General features: G+C 62.6%; 7 protein-coding genes. 4 read left to right on the top strand and 3 right to left on the bottom strand.

Features of this window, described 5'->3' with window-relative positions; all coding sequences use genetic code 11:
* Entirely contained in the window at window positions 1–870 is an 870-nt protein-coding gene (locus AC3WMV_RS12815; protein ID WP_103368477.1) for an SDR family oxidoreductase, read from the bottom strand.
* A gap of 12 nt (window positions 871–882) precedes the next feature.
* Window positions 883–2,673 (bottom strand): acyclic terpene utilization AtuA family protein, encoded by a 1,791-nt coding sequence (locus tag AC3WMV_RS12810; RefSeq protein WP_103368478.1) that lies wholly within the window; start codon window positions 2,671–2,673, stop codon window positions 883–885.
* Window positions 2,674–2,856: 183 nt separating this feature from the next.
* Here AC3WMV_RS12810 and AC3WMV_RS12805 point away from each other — a divergent pair, with 183 nt between their 5' ends.
* The 3 genes from AC3WMV_RS12805 to AC3WMV_RS12795 all read left to right on the top strand — a co-directional run bounded on the left by AC3WMV_RS12805 (window position 2,857) and on the right by AC3WMV_RS12795 (window position 5,463).
* Entirely contained in the window at window positions 2,857–3,480 is a 624-nt protein-coding gene (locus tag AC3WMV_RS12805) for a TetR/AcrR family transcriptional regulator (protein ID WP_027613405.1), read from the top strand.
* 92 nt (window positions 3,481–3,572) lie between these two features.
* Window positions 3,573–4,370 (top strand): substrate-binding periplasmic protein, encoded by a 798-nt coding sequence (locus AC3WMV_RS12800; RefSeq protein ID WP_027613404.1) that lies wholly within the window; start codon window positions 3,573–3,575, stop codon window positions 4,368–4,370.
* A gap of 79 nt (window positions 4,371–4,449) precedes the next feature.
* Window positions 4,450–5,463: a GNAT family N-acetyltransferase gene (locus tag AC3WMV_RS12795; RefSeq protein WP_103368479.1), complete on the top strand. Its 1,014-nt coding sequence runs from the start codon at window positions 4,450–4,452 to the stop codon at window positions 5,461–5,463.
* Window positions 5,464–5,597: 134 nt separating this feature from the next.
* Here the strand turns inward: AC3WMV_RS12795 and AC3WMV_RS12790 are convergent, their stop codons facing one another.
* Window positions 5,598–6,152, bottom strand: coding sequence for an RNA polymerase factor sigma-70 (locus AC3WMV_RS12790; RefSeq protein ID WP_027613402.1), 555 nt, complete (start codon window positions 6,150–6,152; stop codon window positions 5,598–5,600).
* A gap of 370 nt (window positions 6,153–6,522) precedes the next feature.
* On the opposite strand from AC3WMV_RS12790, the gene AC3WMV_RS12785 reads away from it, so the two are divergent.
* A complete protein-coding gene (locus AC3WMV_RS12785) occupies window positions 6,523–19,521 on the top strand; it encodes a non-ribosomal peptide synthetase (RefSeq protein ID WP_103368481.1) in 12,999 nt (4,332 codons plus the stop codon).
* Window positions 19,522–19,527 lie beyond the last annotated feature (6 nt).

Genomic DNA, 19,527 nt, shown 5'->3' with positions numbered 1-19,527 from the left:
TTACTCCTTGTCCTTGAGCACGTCGGGCAGGTACGCCCGATGGAAACCGTTGAACGACTCGCTGTGGCTTGCCTTGTGCAACGGCCATGCGCGGCTGCCGAGACTGGCCGCACCATCGATTTTCAAGGTGCTGCCGCTGATGAACGCCGCCGCCGGGCTGAGCAGAAAAACGATCGCCGCACTGACCTCCGATTCGGTACCGATGCGCTTGAGTGGCACCTGTTCGCGCAGGGTCGGGATCACGGCTTTGAAAGCGCCTTCATAAGTGTCCATGCCGCTGGACGCGATCCAGCCCGGCGCCACCGCATTGACCCGCACCCCGGCGTACCCCCACTCGAACGCGGCGGTTTTGGTGAAGTTGTCCATCCCCGAACGTGCCGCGCCCGAGTGGCCCATGCCGGGCATGCCGCCCCACATGTCGGCAAGCATGTTGACGATGTTGCCGCCGTGTTTGCTCATCGACTGGTTGAACACTTCCCGGGCCATCAGGAAGCCGCCGACCAGATTGGTGCGCAACACGGTTTCGAAGCCTTTCTGATTGATCGCGGCCAGTGGTGATGGGTACTGGCCGCCGGCATTGTTGACCAGACCGTGGATCGGCCCGTGTTCGTTGATCAACTCAGTGACCAGTTGTTTCACCGCGTCCTCATCACGGATGTCGCAGGCCTGCCAATGGGCGCGGCCGCCGTCTTCGCTGATTTCGGCGGTGACCTTTTGCAGCTTCTCCGGTTTGCGCCCGACCAGCAGCACAGTGGCGCCGAGCGCCGCCAGTTCATGCGCGGTGCAACGGCCGATGCCACTGCCGCCACCGGTGACGATGATGGTCTGGCCGCTGAACAGATCGGCTTTGAAAATCGATGCGTAAGCCATGAAGCCCAACCTCTAGTCGAGTTGTTCGGCGATGCTCTGCGGCACCGGGATCTGGATTTCCAGCAGTTGCTGAGCGAAGGCCTTGCCCTGGGGATCGATGCGCAGACTCGCCACGCCTCCGCCGCCAAGCGCGTTCTCCAGCAGAAAATTCAGGCTGTGGGTGCCGGGCAGGTACCAGCGTTCTACCCGGCCGTGAATCGGGTCGAGCACATGGCGCATCCAGTCGACGATCACCGCTGGCGTCAGCGCTTCGGCGATCCATGGCAGGTATTCCGGTCGACGCGGCAGGACACCGATGTTGCTGTGGTTGCCCTTGTCACCGGAGCGCGCCACCGCCAGTTTCACCAACGGCACACTGGCGTCGGCGCGGCCTTGGGGTTTGGGTGGCTGGTCGGGGGTTGGCAGGTCATGGCTGTCGAGCGGCATTTGCGCGGGGAGGGCGCAGGGAAGCTGTTCACCGGCCATGTCGATGTGCAGGGTGCAGGCGGTTTTATCGATCAGGAACGAGAATAGCCGGATCAGCGGGTATACCGTCGGCCGTCCGCCGACGATTCCCGTCAGTCCCGGTGCCATGCCGGTGGCAGCCTGGGCGATTTCCCGGGAGAACAGGATCAGCGCCGGTTTCAGTGGATGGCGCACCGCAAGTTTGATCACCACCTCGCGGCTGTCACGACGCTGGCCGTGAGGGCCGTAGGTGGCTTCGCTGCCGAGCAGTTCAATGTTGACTTCGCTGTAGGGTGGCCAGCCGCGCTGGCTGAACATTTCTGCAGTCTTGTCGATGATTGCCTGACTGACGCGGCGCGCCTTGTCCACCGCATCGATGCCGGCGATCAGGCAACTGGCGGTGCAGCGGAAACCGTCCGGGTAAGTTGCGCTGACCTTGTATTTATCGCTGGGCGGCAGGCCTTTGGCTCCGTGGACGTGCACGGCGTTTTTGCCCTGTTGCTGCAGTTTCACTTGAGTGAAATCGCAGACTACATCCGGCAACAGATAGGCCTGTGGATCACCGATTTCATAGAGCATCTGCTCGCCAACGGTCAGCGGCGTCACCAATCCGCCGGAGCCTTCGGGTTTACCGACGATGAACTGGCCGTCGGCACTGACTTCAACGATGGGAAAACCGATGTGTTCGTAGTCCGGCACGTCGCGCCAGTCGGTGAAGTTGCCCCCGGTGCATTGCGCGCCGCATTCGATGATGTGCCCGGCCAGCGCGGCCTGGGCCATTTTGTCGTAGTCGTGCCACGCCCAGCCGAATTCATGCACCAGCGCCGCACTGACCACCGCGCTGTCGACCACGCGCCCGGTGATGACGATGTCGGCGCCCAGGCGCAGGGCTTCGACGATGCCCGGCGCGCCGAGGTAGGCGTTGGTTGATACGCACATCGGCGGCAGCGGCGCGCCGTTGAACATTTCGTGGATGCCTTGGGCGGCGAGTTGCTTGAATTGCGGTTGCAGATCGTCGCCGAGCAGCACGGCGATTTTCAGACTGACCCCGGCCTTGTCGCAGGCAGCCTGCAGGGCGGCGGCACAGGCTTTCGGATTGATCCCGCCGGCGTTGCTGATCACGCGGATCTTCTGTTCGGCCAGTTGCGGCAGCAGCGGCGCGAGCACCTCGACGAAGTCCCCGGCGAACCCGGCCTGAGGGTCCTTCATGCGCGCGCCGGCCATGATCGACAGGGTGATTTCGGCCAGGTAATCGAACACCAGATAATCCAGCTGCCCGCCGGCCACAAGTTGTGCGGCGGCGGTACTGGTGTCACCCCAGAATGCGCTGGCGCATCCGATCCGAACGGTGGTGGGCATTTTTATCTCCGACTCAGGAGCCTGCGACAGAAGTGTCTGGAGGCTACCAAGCAAGCGCTTGGTTTGTAAACCACTGAAATATCTTCTGCCCAAGCGCTTGCTTGGTTGCGGCCCGCGGCTTAAATTGCGCGCAACCCTGCGTGCACAGGGGGCAACAGACTGATCGACTGTAGGAGAGAACGGGTGGACGAGCAAAAAGCCCTGAGGGTCATGCGCGAACTGGTCGACCAAGGCCAGTTGACCGACCCTGACAGCGCCCGCGGCAAACTGCTGCAAGTGGCGGCTCACCTGTTCCGCAACAAGGGTTATGAACGCACCACCGTGCGCGATCTGGCCGGGGCGGTAGGGATCCAGTCCGGGAGCATTTTTCATCACTTCAAAAGCAAGGATGAAATCCTTCGGGCGGTGATGGAAGAAACCATCCGTTACAACACCGCGTTGATGCGCGCTGCGCTGGCCGAAGCCAGCAACGTGCGCGAGCGGGTGCTGGCGCTGATTCGCTGCGAGTTGCAGTCGATCATGGGCGGCAGCGGCGAAGCCATGGCGGTGCTGGTCTATGAATGGCGTTCGCTGTCCGAAGAAGGTCAGGCCCGGGTGCTGGCCCTGCGCGATGTCTATGAAGACCTCTGGTTGCAGGTGCTGGGCGAAGCCAAGGAGGCGGGGTTTATCCGTGGCGATGTATTCATTACCCGACGTTTTCTCACTGGCGCGCTGTCCTGGACCACCACCTGGTTTCGTGCCGGCGGCAGCCTGAGCCTCGATCAGTTGGCCGATGAAGCGCTGATTCTGGTGCTCGAAGAGCGTTAACCCACGTTCCAACAGGTCAGGAAACTGGCTAACTGGGCGAAACCGCCTAGCTTGAATGCATTGATCGGTATTTTTTCGGGGAGTGGGGTGTTTTGAAGTCTTCGCCAATTCGGACGGCCACGGGGCTGGTACTCGTCGCGCTGACGGCATTTTCAGGGTTGCCTGCGCAGGCGGCGCAACTGGTTCGAGTGGGCGCCGCGCACTTTCCGCCTTACACCATCCGCCCGGAAAACGGAGCCGACACCGGTCTGCTGCCGGAATTGGTCGAAGCGCTGAATGCGTTGCAGACGGAGTATCAGTTTGTCCTGGTACCGACCTCGATTCCCCGGCGTTTCGGTGACTTGAAGGAAGGGCGCACCGACATGGCGATTTTCGAAAACCCGGAGTGGGGCTGGAAGGACATTCCACACACCACGGTCGATATGGGTCTGGAAGATGCCGAGATTTTCGTCGCGCAACGCGAAGAGGGTCGGCAGCAGGATTACTTCTCGGACCTCAAGGGCAAGCGGCTGGCGCTGTACAGCGGTTATCACTACGAGTTCGCCAATTTCAACGCCGATCCCAAATTTCTCGCGGATACGTTCAAGGCCACGTTGACCTATTCCCATGACAGCAACCTGTTGATGGTGCTGCGCGGGCGCGCCGACATCGCCTTGGTCACGCGCTCTTACCTGTTCGACTACCTGAAACGCAACGAAAAGGTGGCCGACAAGTTGCTGGTGTCGCAGCGCATCGATCAGGTTTATCACCACTACTCCATTTTGCGCCCGGCCGCGCCGATCACCGGTGAGGCGTTTGGCAAATTGTTGCAGGAGCTGCGGGACAACGGACAAATGCTGAAGATTTTCGAGCCATACAAGATCGCTCTGGTACCGGTACCGCAACACTGATTTCACCCCGCCGGCTAAATTTTCCCGTGCGGCTCACGTCCCATCGTTGAACTGTCGACGATTATCGTGAGCCCGACCCATGTCCAATCTGAATGACCTGACTGCCCTGGCCTTGCCTTCGGGCAGTGAACTGGTAGCCGATGCTACTGAAAGCCGTCTGAGCCTGAGCCTGGACGGGCAACCGCTGGTTCGCTTGCGTCTGAATCGTGACGGCACCGGCCCGATTCAGCTCGATGAGTGTTTTGCCCTGCCCCCCGGCCTGGCGTTGTGGGCTGCCTGTTACTGGTTGTTCGCCCGTGAGCCGGAGCGTCAGCAATTGCTCTGGCAACTGGACCAGCCGCCCACCGAAGCCTTGCTCAGCGGCTTGCTGGTCAGCACCGAAGTGGCCGGCGAATACCGTTGCGAGCGCACCCTTTTCTGGCAATTGCCGCAGCCATGGCTCGGTACATCGCTGAGCGGCAGCTACCCACAACAAATGGTGATCAGCCAGGGCAAGCGCCATCCGCTGCGTCCGGTCAAGCCGCGCGGCGAAGTCTATCGACGTTTCGATGCACGCCTCGGGGCGTGGATTTCCCTGCGCACGGTGGAGATCGAGCAGGATCTGGCGCGGTTCAATCGCTGGCAGAACAGTCCGCGTGTCGCCAGTTTCTGGCAGGAGGAGGGCAGTCTTGAGCAGCATCGCGAATACCTGAGCAAGCTAGACGCCGATCCGCACACGCTGACGTTGATCGGCTGCTTCGACGATCAACCGTTTGCCTATTTCGAGGCCTACTGGGCCAAGGAAGACCGTATCGCGCCGTTCTATGATGTCGACAATTACGACCGTGGCATTCACATGCTGGTGGGGGAAGAGAATCACCGTGGCCCGCACAAGGTCGCGAGCTGGTTGTCGGCGCTGGTGCACTATCTGTTTCTGGATGATCCGCGTACCCAGCGCGTGGTCGCCGAACCGCGTGCCGACAACGCGAAGATGATCGGCCACATGCAGAATCAGTGCTTCCACTGCGAGAAGGAATTCGACTTTCCGCACAAGCGTGCGGCGTTGATGATTCTGGGGCGTGAGCGGTTTTTTGATCGGTGCAAGCTGGCCTGAGGTTCAGGCCTCAAAGATCTACGTGATCTTGAGGCCGCATTCGCGAGCAGGCTCGCTCCCACACAGGTTCTGCATACACAGGACAAATGTGGGAGCGAGCCTGCTCGCGAATGGGGTTACCACGATTTCGCTGATTAACGACGACCCATCGAAGCCGCATCCCCGCGACTGCCCGACACCTTGCGGCAGTGCACCAGCGCATCGCGAATCATGAAATTGACCAGGGTTGGCGAGACGCCGAGTTCCTTGGCGATGTCCTTTTGCGGCACGCCGTGCAGACGGTACATCTCGAAGGCGTAGCGGGTGCGGCTGGGCAGTTCGGTCAGCGCGTCGGCGATGTGTTCCAGCGTCGAGAAGTTGATATGCGAGGTTTCCGGCGAAGCGCCCTGAATGACCACATTCAACCCTTCCTCTTCCGGGCCTGAGTACTTCTGTTCCAGCGCCTGTTTGCGGTAGTGATCGATGGCGAGGTTGCGCACGATCTGGAACAGATAACTCAATTGCGCCTTGATCGACGACGTGATCGGCGGGGCCGACTGCAAGCGGAAGAACGCATCCTGCACCACATCTTCGGCGCGTGAACGGCAGCCGGTAATGCGCGCTGCAATCTTCACCAGAATCAGTCGATTGTCGACGAAGGCCTGAAGTAGCGGTGAATCGCACCTGCTTGTGGATACTTGTTCCGTCATGGAAATCACCTTGCTGCCAATAGGTTAGTGGGACGCCTGGGGGACGGGGCCGTCCTACACATCGAGCGACAAATTATGTTGAATGATAATGATTGTCAATTGAGAAAGAGAACTAATGCTCCGTAAAGGTGCGAATCGAGAACTGCGACACACCGCCACACCCCAGCCCCCGTTGGCGATCCAGCCTGCCGACTAATTATTTCAAGACGTCATCCGTTCTCATTGGTGAATGGTTCCGGGTACCGAGCCCCGGCCAGACAGCATTCCGATGCCTTGCGCGGTCGGCACAGACCGCGCCCTGCACGCCCTCGATCGGCGTGACGCAGCAACCCGATTCCACTTAGCAAGCCGAATTCAGGCAGGAAACCTCATGACCGACGCGTTCGAACTCCCCAGCACTCTGGTCCAAGCCCTCCAGCGCCGTGCGGCACAGACGCCGGATCGCCTGGCCCTGCGCTTTCTCGCCGAAACCGAGGAGCAGGGCGTGGTGCTCAGTTACCGCGAACTGGATCAACGCGCGCGCACCATTGCTGCCGCGCTGCAGGCCCAGGCTGAGTTCGGCGATCGTGCGGTGCTGCTGTTTCCCAGCGGTGCGGATTACGTCGCGGCGTTTTTCGGTTGTCTGTACGCCGGGGTTATCGCCGTGCCGGCCTATCCACCGGAGTCCGCCCGTCGCCATCATCAGGAACGCCTGCTGTCGATCATTGCCGACGCCGAACCGCGTCTGTTGCTGACCAGTGCCGACGTGCGCGATGCCTTGCAGCAAATCGACGGCGCGCCGCCGTTGCTGTGCGTCGATACCCTCGACAACGCCCTGGCCGAGCGCTGGGTCGAACCGGCTCTGCCGCAAGACCACATCGCCTTCCTGCAATACACCTCCGGCTCCACCGCGCTGCCCAAAGGCGTGCAGGTCGGCCACGGTAATCTGGTGGCCAACGAGCTGCTGATTCGCCACGGTTTCGGCATCGACGTGAACCCCGACGACGTGATCGTCAGCTGGCTGCCGCTGTACCACGACATGGGCCTGATCGGCGGATTGCTGCAGCCGATTTTCAGCGGCGTGCCGTGCATCCTGATGTCGCCGGCGTACTTCCTCGGTCGCCCGTTGCGCTGGCTTGAAGCGATCAGCCAATACGGCGGCACCATCAGCGGCGGGCCGGATTTCGCCTATCGTTTGTGCAGCGAGCGGGTCAGCGAATCGGCGCTGGAGCGCCTCGACCTGAGCCGCTGGCGCGTGGCCTATTCCGGCTCCGAACCGATCCGTCTCGACACCGTTGAGCGCTTCGCCGAGAAGTTCACCCCGTGCGGCTTCAGCGAAGACAGCTTCATGGCCTCCTATGGTCTGGCCGAGGCGACCTTGTTCGTCGCCGGCACACCACGGGGCACCGGCATTCCTGCACTGCGCGTCGATGATCAGGCACTGGCGCAAAACCGCGCCGAGCCGGGCGACGGCAGCCCGATCATGAGTTGCGGCATCAGCCAGCCTGAACATGCGGTGCTAATCGTCGATCCGGTAACGCTAAACGAACTGGCTGACAACCTCGTCGGTGAAGTCTGGGCCGCCGGCCCGAGCATCGCTCACGGCTACTGGCGCAATCCCGAGGCCAGCGCCAAGACCTTCGTTCAGCACGCCGGCCGCACCTGGCTGCGCACTGGCGATCTGGGCTTCATCCGCGACGGTGAACTGTTCATCACCGGGCGCCTGAAAGACATGCTGATCGTGCGTGGCCACAACCTCTATCCGCAGGACATCGAGAAGACCGTCGAGAACGAAGTGGAGGTGGTGCGCAAAGGTCGCGTCGCGGCATTCGCGGTCACTCAAGACGGTGAAGAAGGCATTGGTATCGCCGCAGAAATCAGCCGCAGCGTGCAGAAAATCCTGCCGCCCGAAGCGCTGATCAAAGCTATTCGCCAAGCGGTGGCCGAGGCCTATCAAGAGGCACCGAGCGTGGTGGTGCTGCTCAACCCGGGCGCGCTGCCGAAGACGTCCAGCGGCAAGTTGCAACGCTCGGCGTGCCGCAATCGTCTGGCCGACGGCAGCCTCGACAGCTACGCGGTGTTCCCCTCCGCCGAGCTGCAAAGTACCGAGTCGACCCTGGCAGCTTCCGAGCTGGAAGCCCTGATCGGCAAGATCTGGGCCGAGCAACTCAACCTCAAACAGGTCAACGCCGACGATCACTTCTTCCTGCTCGGCGGCAACTCGATTGCCGCCACGCAAGTGATCGCCCGGGTCCGCGAAGAACTGGCGCTGGAGCTGAACCTGCGCCTGCTGTTTGAAGCGCCGACCCTGTCCGCATTCGCCGCTGCGGTCGCGCAACAGCAACAGGACGGCGGCAGCGCCCAAGGCGCAATCACTGCGTTGTCGCGCACGCAAGCACTGCCGCAATCGCTGGCACAAAACCGTTTGTGGATCACCTGGCAACTCGACCCGCACAGCAGCGCCTACAACATCCCCGGCGCCCTGCGTCTGCGTGGCGAGCTGGACGAAGACGCGTTGCGCGCCAGCTTCCAGCAACTCATCGAGCGTCACGAATCGCTGCGCACGCGCTTCTTCGAGCGCGACGGCGTAGCGCTGCAACAAGTCGCCGCCGCACCTGAATTCAACCTGCAACTGATCGACATCAGCGACCTGCCGGCGCACGAGCGTGAAGCCCGCGCGCAACAGATCCGCGAGGACGAGGCGCGCACCCAGTTCGATCTGGAAAAAGGCCCGCTGCTGTGGGTGACACTCGTACGCCTCGACGATGAAGATCATCAGCTTCTGGTGACGCTGCATCACATCATCGCCGACGGCTGGTCGCTGAACGTGCTGATCGACGAATTCTCGCGCCTGTACGCTGCGGCATCCCAAGGCCAGCGCGCCGAACTCGCGCCGCTGCCCACCCAATACGCCGACTACGGCAGTTGGCAGCGCCAATGGCTGACGCAAGGCGAGGGCGAGCGGCAACTGGCCTACTGGAAAGCGCAACTGGGCGACGAACATCCGGTGCTGGAACTGGCCACCGACCATCCGCGTTCGGCCAGACAATTGCACAGCGCCGCGCGCCACAGCGTGCGCCTCGGTGTCAGCCTCAGCGACGCGATCAAGCAGACTGCGCAGGCGCATCAATCGACGCCGTTCATGCTGTTGCTCTCGGCGTTCCAGAGCCTGCTGCACCGCTACAGCGGTCAACGCGATATCCGCGTCGGCATCCCCAACGCCAACCGTCCGCGCCTCGAAACCCAGGGTCTGATCGGGTTCTTCATCAACACCCAGGTGCTGCGGGCCGAGGTTGATTCACGACTGTCATTTGTCGAGTTGCTGGCGCAGACCCGCGAGGCTGCACTGGGTGCGCAGGTCCATCAGGATCTGCCGTTCGAACAACTGCTCGAAGCGTTCCCGCAGGCTCGCGAACAAGGTCTGTTCCAGGTCATGTTCAACCACCAGCAACGCGACTTGAGTGCGCTCAAGCGCCTGCCGGGCCTGCTCGCCGAAGAGCTGCCGTGGCACAGCCGCGAGGCCAAGTTCGACCTGCAACTGCACAGCGAAGAAGATCGCAACGGACGCCTGACCTTGTCCTTCGACTACGCCGATGAACTGTTTGACGCGGCGACCATCGAGCGTCTGGCCGAACATTTCAGCAACCTGCTGCGCGCCGTCTGCGAACAACCGCAACAGGCGATCGGCGACCTGCCATTGCTGACTCCGTGCGAGCACGAACAGCAGCAGGCATGGAGCATCGCCCCGTGTACGCCGACGCAACAATGGCTGCCGGAACTGCTCAACGAACAGGCGCGGCAAACTCCGGAACGCACCGCGCTGGTGTGGGACGGAGGTAGCCTCGACTTCGCCGAATTGCACGCCCAGGCCAACCGTCTCGCGCATTATCTGCGCGACAAAGGTGTCGGCCCGGATGTGTGCGTGGCGATTGCCGCCGAGCGTTCGTCGCAACTGCTGATCGGCCTGCTGGCGATCATCAAGGCCGGTGGCGCCTATGTGCCGCTGGATCCGGATTATCCGGCCGAGCGCTTGGCTTACATGCTCAGCGACAGCGGCGTCGAACTGCTACTGACCCAAACCGCATTGCTCGATCGCTTGCCAGCCAGTGACGGCGTCAGCGTGATCGCCATGGACGCGCTGCACCTGGAAAACTGGCCGAGCCAGGCACCGGGTCTGCACCTGCACGGCGACAATCTCGCCTACGTGATTTACACCTCCGGCTCCACTGGTCAACCGAAGGGCGTCGGCAACACCCACGTCGCGTTGGCCGAACGGCTGCAGTGGATGCAGAACAGCTATCGCCTGAATGACAGCGACGTGCTGATGCAAAAGGCGCCGATCAGTTTCGACGTATCGGTGTGGGAATGCTTCTGGCCGCTGATCACTGGCGCGCGTCTGCTGATCGCCGGCCCCGGCGAACACCGTGATCCGCATCGCATCGCGCAACTGGTGCAGGAATACGGTGTGACCACGCTGCACTTTGTGCCGCCACTGCTTTCGCTGTTCATCGACGAGCCGCTGAGCGCCGAATGCACCAGCCTGCGCCGGGTGTTCTCCGGCGGTGAAGCGCTGCCGGCGGAACTGCGCAACCGCGTGCTGGCGCAGCTGCCGGCGGTGCAACTGCACAACCGTTACGGCCCGACCGAAACCGCGATCAACGTCACCCACTGGCACTGCACCACGGACGACGGTGAGCGTTCGCCAATTGGCCGGCCGCTGGGCAACGTGATCTGCCGCGTGCTCGACGCCGATCTCAATCCCGTGCCGGCCGGTGTGCCGGGTGAACTGTGCATCAGCGGCATCGGTCTGGCCCGGGGTTACCTCGGTCGTCCGGCGCTGACGGCCGAGCGCTTTGTGGTCGACCCGTTGGGCGAGCAGGGCGCACGTTTGTACCGCACCGGCGACCGTGCACGTTGGACCTCGGACGGCGTGATCGAATACCTCGGGCGCCTCGATCAGCAGGTCAAACTGCGTGGTTTCCGCGTTGAACCGGAAGAAATCGAAGCACGGCTGCTGGCGCAAAACGGCGTCGCCCAGGCCGTGGTGCTGGTACGGGAAACCGCAGCCGGCGCGCAACTGATCGGCTATTTCACTGCCGCCGACGCCAGCGAAGATCAGGACGCACAGATCGCCCGCCTGAAAAACGCGCTGGCCTCCGAGCTGCCGGAATACATGGTCCCGGCGCAACTGATGCGCCTGGACGCAATGCCCCTCAGCCCAAGCGGCAAACTCGACCGTCGCGCCTTGCCTGAGCCGCAGTGGCAGGTGCGTGAACACGTCGAACCGGTCACTGAGCTGGAGCAACAGATCGCCGCGATCTGGCGTGAAGTGCTGGGTCTGCCACGGATCGGTCTGCGCGACGACTTCTTCGCCCTCGGCGGACACTCGTTGCTGGCCACACAAATCATCTCGCGCAGCCGTCAGGCCTGTGACGTCGAGCTACCGTTGCGTGCCTTGTTCGAGCACAGCGAACTCGGCGATTTCGCCGAACAGATCCGCCTGATCCAGGCCAGCGGCCAGACCAACCAACAGCCGCCGATTGCCAAAGTCGATCGCAGCAAACCGGTGCCGTTGTCGTACTCGCAACAGCGCATGTGGTTCCTCTGGCAGATGGAGCCGGACAGCCCGGCGTACAACGTCGGCGGCATGGCGCGCCTGCGCGGCGTGTTGCACGTCGAGCATTTCGAGGCAGCCTTGCAGGCGCTGATCCTGCGCCACGAAACCCTGCGTACCACGTTCCCGAGCGTCGATGGCGTGGCCCGTCAACAGGTGCATGCCGAAACCGGCGTGCGCATGGGTTGGAAAGATTTCTCGAAACTGCCGGCTGACCAGCGTGAACAGAACGTCCAGCAACTGGCCGATGACGAAGCGCATCTGCCGTTCGACCTGGAAAGCGGCCCGCTGCTGCGCGCCTGTCTGGTGAAGACCGCCGAGCACGAGCATTACTTCGTGCTGACCCTGCATCACATCGTCACCGAAGGCTGGGCGATGGATATTTTTGCCCGCGAGCTCAGCGCGCTGTACGAAGCCTTTGTCGATGAGCGCGATTCGCCGCTTGAAGCGTTGCCGGTGCAGTACCTCGATTACAGCGTCTGGCAACGGCAGTGGCTGGAGTCAGGTGAACGTCAGCGCCAGCTCGACTACTGGACCGCGCAACTCGGTCGCGAACATCCGTTGCTGGAACTGCCCGGCGACCGTCCGCGTCCGCCGGTGCAAAGCCATCAGGGTGAATTGTTCCGTTTTGATCTCAGTGATGATCTCGCCGCGCGCGTCCGTGCATTCAATGCGCAAAACGGTCTGACCCTGTTTATGACCATGACCGCTGCGCTCGCCACCTTGCTCTACCGCTACAGCGGCCAGACCGACCTGCGCATCGGCGCGCCGGTGGCCAACCGGATTCGTCCGGAAAGCGAAGGGCTGATCGGCGCATTCCTCAACACTCAGGTGCTGCGTTGCCAGCTCGACGGGCAGATGTCGGTGGGCGAATTGTTCGAGCAAGTGCGCCACACGGTGATCGAGGGCCAGTCGCATCAGGACCTGCCATTCGATCATCTGGTCGAAGCGCTGCAACCGCCGCGCAGCGCGGCGTACAACCCGCTGTTTCAGGTGATGTGCAACGTGCAGCGCTGGGAGTTCCAGCAGAGCCGCATGCTCGCCGGGATGACCGTCGAGTACCTGGCCAACGATGCGCGGGCGACCAAGTTCGACCTCAACCTGGAAGTCACCGACCTCGACCATCGCCTCGGTTGCTGCCTGACCTACAGCACCGATCTGTTCGATGAACCGACCATTGCGCGCATGGCAAAACATTGGCGCAACCTGCTGGAAGCGTTGATCGCCGATCCGCAACAGCGTCTGAGCCAATTGCCGCTGCTCGACCCGACTGAGCAACAGCAGTTGCTCGACAGCCTCGGCGTTGAGCCGGGCGAGCGTCGTCTCGATCAGTGCATCCATCATCTGTTCGCCGAGCAGGCGCTGGCGCGCAAAGATGCCCCGGCCTTGACTTTCGCCGGACAGACGCTGAGCTACGCCGAACTCGATGCCCGCGCCAATCGCCTGGCCTGGGCCCTGCGTGAGCGTGGGGTCGGCCCGCAAGTGCGGGTCGGTCTGGCGCTGGAGCGTTCGCTGGAAATGGTCGTCGGCCTGCTGGCGATTCTCAAGGCCGGCGGCGCTTATGTGCCGCTGGACCCGGAATACCCGCTCGATCGCCTGCACTACATGATCGAAGACAGCCGCATCGGTCTGCTGCTCAGTGACCGCGCGATGTTCAACGCCCTCGGCGATTTGCCGTCGAGCGTGGCGCGCTGGTGCCTGGAAGATGACAGCGCGGCGCTGGTGGATTACCCGGCCACTGAGCTGCCCTTTATCAGCCTGCCGCAGCATCAGGCCTATCTGATTTACACCTCGGGTTCGACCGGCAAGCCGAAAGGCGTGGTGGTGTCCCACGGTGAAATCGCCATGCATTGCCAGGCCGTGATCGAACGTTTCGGCATGCGCCCGGACGACTGCGAGCTGCACTTCTATTCGATCAACTTCGACGCCGCCACCGAGCGTCTGCTGGTGCCGTTGCTCAGCGGCGCGCAAGTGGTGCTGCGAGCGCAAGGGCAGTGGGATGCGGAAGAAATCTGCGGGTTGATCCGCACCCATCGGATCAATGTGCTCGGCTTCACCCCGAGCTACGGCAGCCAGCTGGCGCAGTTCCTCGCCACGCAAAGCCAGGTTCTGCCGGTGCGGATGATCATCACCGGCGGCGAGGCGCTGACCGGCGAACATCTGCAACGGATTCGCGCGGCGTTCAAGCCGAGTCTGTTCTTCAATGCCTATGGCCCGACTGAAACGGTCGTCATGCCGCTCGCCAGTCTCGCCCCGGAAGTGCTGGAAGAACGCGCCGGCAGCGTGCCGATCGGCAGCGTGATCGGTGACCGCGTGGCGTACATTCTCGATGCCGATCTGGCGTTGGTGCCGCAAGGCGCGACCGGTGAATTGTTCGTCGGCGGTGCCGGTCTGGCGCAGGGCTATCACGACCGTCCGGGCATCAGCGCCGAGCGTTTCGTGGCAGACCCGTTTGCCGCCGATGGCGGGCGCATGTACCGCACCGGCGATCTGGTACGCCAGCGTGCCGATGGTATGGTGGAATACCTGGGACGGATCGACCATCAGGTGAAAATCCGTGGCTTCCGCATCGAGCTGGGTGAGATCGAAACCCGACTGCTCGATCACCACTCGATCCGCGAAGCGGTGGTGCTGGCGCTGGATGCGCCGAGCGGTAAGCAATTGGTCGGCTATCTGGTCAGCGACGTCGCCGAACAAGGCGAAGCGCAACAAGCCGAATTGCGCGAAGCACTGAAGTCACACCTCAAGGCGCAACTGCCGGATTACATGGTGCCGACGCACCTGATCCTGTTGGCGAGCATGCCGCTGACCGCCAATGGCAAACTCGACCGCCGCGCCTTGCCGGCACCGGATCCCGAGCTGAATCGTCAGGACTACGTCGCCCCGAGCAATGAGCTGGAGCAGACCCTGGCGCAGATCTGGTGCGAGGTGCTCAACGTCGAGCAGGTCGGGCTCAACGATAACTTCTTCGAACTCGGCGGCGACTCGATCCTGTCGATTCAAGTGGTCAGCCGTGCGCGGCAGCAGGGCATTCATTTCAGTCCACGGGATCTGTTCCAGCATCAAACGGTGCAGACCCTGGCCGCTGTCGCCAGCCGCAGCGAGCAAGTCACTGCCGAGCAAGGATTCGTGGTCGGTGAGTCGGCAATGACGCCGATCCAGCACTGGTTCTTCGACACTGAAATCCCTGAGCGTCAGCACTGGAACCAGGCGCTGCTGCTGGAGCCGAGCGTGGCGCTGGAACCGCATCGTCTGGAGCAGGCGCTGCTGGCAGTGATCGAACAGCACGACGCCCTGCGTCTGCGCTTCACTCAGGCCAACGATCAATGGCAGGCAACGCATCAACCGGTGTCCGACGCCGAGGTGTTGTGGCAAGTGCGGGTGGCGGCGATGGACCAGTGCGCAGCGCTGTTCGCCGATGCCCAGCGCAGTCTCGATCTGCAGAACGGCCCGCTGCTGCGCGCCTTGCTGGTCGATGGTCCCGAAGGGCAGCAACGCCTGTTTATTGCGATCCATCACCTGGTGGTCGACGGTGTGTCGTGGCGCGTATTGCTCGACGACCTGCAAACCGTGTATCGCCAGCTCGACGCCGAACAGTCGGTAAAACTGCCGGCAAAAACCAGTGCCTTCAAAGACTGGGCTGCACGTTTGCAGGCCTATGCCGGCAGCGAATCACTGCGTGAAGAACTGAACTGGTGGCAAACCCAACTGGCCGGATCGAACGCCGATCTGCCGTGCGAAAACCCGCAGGGCGGACAACAGAATCGTCACGCGCAAACCGTCAGCGTGCGCCTGGATGCCGAGCGTACCCAACAACTGCTGCAACAGGCACCGCGCGCCTACCGCACGCAGGTCAACGACCTGCTGCTGACCGCGCTGGCCCGTGTGCTGTGCCGTTGGAGCGGGCAGCCGTCGGCATTGATTCAACTGGAAGGCCACGGCCGCGAAACCCTGTTCGACGAGATCGACCTGACTCGCACCGTCGGCTGGTTCACCAGCGCCTATCCATTACGCCTGACCCCGCACAACATCGAAGAGGCCGCCGGGCAGGGCGCTTCGATCAAGGCGATCAAGGAGCAACTGCGCGCGGTACCTCACAAAGGCCTCGGTTATGGCGTGCTGCGTTATCTGGCCGATGACCTCAGCCAGCGCAGCATGGCGGCGTTGCCGAATGCTCCGGTGACCTTCAACTACCTCGGCCAGTTCGACCAGAGCTTCGCCAGTGATGCGCTGTTCCGTCCGCTGGACGAGCCGGTCGGTGCGGCCCACGATCCGCAGGCGCCGTTGCCCAACGAGTTGAGCATCGACAGTCAGGTGTACGGCGGCGAACTGCTGCTGCGCTGGACTTTCAGTGGCGAGCGCTACGAGGCGCAAACCATCAACGATCTGGCCGACGCCTACCTCGGCGAGCTGCAAAGCCTGATCGCACATTGTTTGCAGGACGACGCTGGCGGACTGACGCCTTCGGACTTCCCGCTGGCGAAACTGACCCAGGCGCAACTCGATGCACTGCCGGTGCCAGCGGCGCACATCGAAGACGTCTACCCGCTGACGCCGATGCAGGAAGGCATGCTGCTGCACACCTTGCTCGAACCGGGCACCGGTCTGTACTACATGCAGGATCGCTACCGGATCAACAGCGAGCTCGATCCCGAGCGTTTCGCCCAGGCCTGGCAAGCGGTGGTCGCCCGTCATGAAGCGCTGCGTGCATCGTTCTGCTGGAACGTCGGCGAAGACATGCTGCAAGTGATCCACACTCCGGGGCGCACGCCGATCGAGTATCTGGATTGGAGCGCCATCGCCGAGGACGAGCAAGAACCGAAGCTGCAAGCGCTGCTGAAAAGCGAGCGCGAGGCCGGGTTCGATCTGCTCAATCAGGCACCGTTCCACCTGCGCCTGATCAAGGTCGGCGCGGCGCGTTACTGGTTCATGATGAGCAACCACCACATCCTGATTGATGCCTGGTGTCGTTCGCTGCTGATGAACGATTTCTTCGAGATCTACACCGCCCTCGGTGAAGGTCGCGAAGCACAGTTGTCGGTGCCGCCGCGTTACCGCGACTACATCGGCTGGCTGCAACGCCAGAGCCTGGCCGAGGCACGTCAGTGGTGGCAGCAGAACCTGCAAGGTTTCGAGCGCACCACACCGATCCCGAGCGACCGACCGTTCCTGCGCGAACACGCGGGCGAAAGCGGCGGCATGATCGTTGGCGACCGCTACACGCGACTGAATGTCGAGGACGGCGCCCGTCTGCGCGAGCTGGCCCAGGCCCATCAACTGACCATCAACACCTTCGCCCAAGCGGCGTGGGCACTGGTGCTGCGCCGTCTGAGCGGTGATCGCGACGTGCTGTTCGGCGTCACCGTGGCCGGGCGCCCGGTGGAAATGCCGGAGATGCAACGCACCGTCGGTCTGTTCATCAACAGCATTGCGCTGCGGGTGAAAATGCCTGAGGACGATCAGCGCAGCAGTGTGCGGCAGTGGCTGAGCGCTTTGCTCGACAGCAACATGCAACTGCGCGAGTACGAATACCTGCCGCTGGTGAACATCCAGGAGCAGAGCGAATTGCCGAAAGGCCAACCGCTGTTCGACAGTCTGTTCGTGTTCGAGAACGCGCCGGTGGAAGTCTCGGTGCTGGACCGTGCACAGAGCCTCAACGCTACGTCGGACTCTGGTCGTACCCACACCAACTTCCCGCTGACGGCGGTGTGCTACCCGGGCGATGACCTCGGCCTGCATCTGTCCTATGACCAGCGCTACTTCGACGAATCGACCATCGAGCGCATGCTCGGTGAGTTCAAGCGCCTGCTGCTGGCATTGGTCGATGGCTTCCACGGTGACATGGCTGATTTGCCGCTGCTGGGGGCCGAGGAGCAGGACTTCCTGCTGCACGGCTGCAACCAGAGCGCGCACGATTATCCGCTGGAGCAGAGCTACGTGGCGCTGTTCGAAGCGCAGGTCGCGGCGCATCCACAGCGCATCGCCGCCACTTGCCTTGATCAGCAACTGAGCTATGCCGAGCTCAACCTCAACGCCAACCGCCTCGGCCAAGCACTGGTCGCCGCCGGGGTGCAGTTGGATCAACCGGTAGCGTTGCTGGCCGAACGTAATCTGGATCTTTTGGGGATGATCATCGGCAGCTTCAAGGCCGGTGCCGGTTACCTGCCGCTGGATCCGGGCCTGCCGAGCCAGCGTCTGCAGCGGATCATCGAGCTGAGCCGCACGCCAGTGCTGGTGTGCAGCGAAGCCTGCCGCCAACAGGCGCAGACTTTGCTCGATGAATTCAGCTGCGCCAACCGTCCACGGCTGTTGGTCTGGGAAGAAGTGCAGGCGCTGGCGACATCGCTTCACAACCCGGGAATCTACAGTGGCCCAGACAACCTGGCCTACGTGATCTACACCTCGGGTTCGACCGGGTTGCCGAAAGGCGTGATGGTCGAGCAGCGCGGCATGCTCAACAACCAGTTGAGCAAGGTGCCGTACCTGCAACTGACGGACGCCGACGTGATCGCGCAGACCGCTTCGCAAAGCTTCGATATTTCGGTCTGGCAGTTCCTCGCCGCGCCGCTGTTCGGGGCGCGGGTGGACATTGTGCCGAACACTATCGCTCACGATCCGCAGGGCTTGCTGGTGCATGTGCAAGCGCAGGGCATCACCGTGCTGGAGAGCGTTCCTTCGCTGATTCAGGGCATGCTCGCCTCGGAACGCCTGAGTCTCGACGGTCTGCGCTGGATGCTGCCGACCGGTGAAGCAATGCCGCCGGAACTCGCGCACCAATGGCTGCTGCGTTATCCGCAGATCGGTCTGGTCAACGCTTACGGCCCGGCGGAATGCTCCGATGACGTGGCGTTCTTCCGTGTGGACATGGCTTCGACTCGCGGCAGCTATCTGCCGATCGGTACGCCGACCGACAACAACTTGCTGTACCTGGTCGATGGCGCGCTGGAACTGGTGCCGTTGGGCGCGGTGGGTGAGTTGTGCGTGGCCGGGACCGGTGTCGGTCGCGGTTACGTCAGCGATCCGCTGCGCACCGCGCCGGTATTTGTGCCCAACCCGTTCGGCGCGCCGGGCGAGCGTCTGTATCGCACCGGTGACCTCGCGCGGCGGCGCAGTGACGGGGTGCTGGAGTACGTCGGCCGGGTCGACCATCAGGTGAAGATTCGCGGTTACCGGATCGAACTGGGTGAAATCGAGGCGCGTCTGCATGAACAGCCGGAAGTCCGCGATGCGGCGGTCGGCGTGCAGGAAGGCGTGAATGGCAAACATCTGGTCGGCTATCTGGTCGCGGCGGATTCGGCGCTCAACCCGAGCGAACGTCTGGAGCGGATCAAGCAACGCCTGCGCAGCGAACTGCCGGAATACATGGTGCCGCTGCACTGGTTGTGGCTGGATCAACTGCCGCACAACACCAACGGCAAACTCGACCGCAAGGCCCTGCCGGCGCTGGAGATCGGTCAGTTGCAGAGCCAGGACTACCTGGCCCCGCGCAACGAACTGGAGCAGACCCTGGCCGACATCTGGGCCGAAGTGCTCAAGGTCGACAAGGTCGGTGTGCGCGACAACTTCTTCGAGTTGGGCGGGCATTCGTTGCTGGCTACGCAGATCGCCTCGCGGGTGCAGAAAACCCTGCAACGCGATGTGCCGCTGCGGGCGATGTTCGAGTGCAGCACGGTGCAGGAACTGGCCGAGTACATCGAAGGCCTGGCGGCGAGTGACATGACCGAGGATAAAGTGGATCGCTTGAATGATCTGATGGCGGAGCTGGAGGGCTTGTAATCTTCG

The sequence above is a fragment of the Pseudomonas sp. FW305-3-2-15-E-TSA4 genome (assembly GCF_058787295.1).
The sequence above is the reverse complement of the archived record's forward strand: the minus strand, read 5'-3'. Positions and strand labels throughout refer to the sequence as shown.

Bases quoted from the DNA above. Each gene is read 5' to 3' on its own strand.
- AC3WMV_RS12815 (WP_103368477.1), bottom strand. From the start codon at position 870: ATGGCTTACGCATCGATTTTCAAAGCCGATCTGTTCAGCGGCCAGACC.
- AC3WMV_RS12810 (WP_103368478.1), bottom strand. From the start codon at position 2,673: ATGCCCACCACCGTTCGGATCGGATGCGCCAGCGCATTCTGGGGTGAC.
- AC3WMV_RS12795 (WP_103368479.1), top strand. From the start codon at position 4,450: ATGTCCAATCTGAATGACCTGACTGCCCTGGCCTTGCCTTCGGGCAGT.
- AC3WMV_RS12790 (WP_027613402.1), bottom strand. From the start codon at position 6,152: ATGACGGAACAAGTATCCACAAGCAGGTGCGATTCACCGCTACTTCAG.
- AC3WMV_RS12785 (WP_103368481.1), top strand. From the start codon at position 6,523: ATGACCGACGCGTTCGAACTCCCCAGCACTCTGGTCCAAGCCCTCCAG.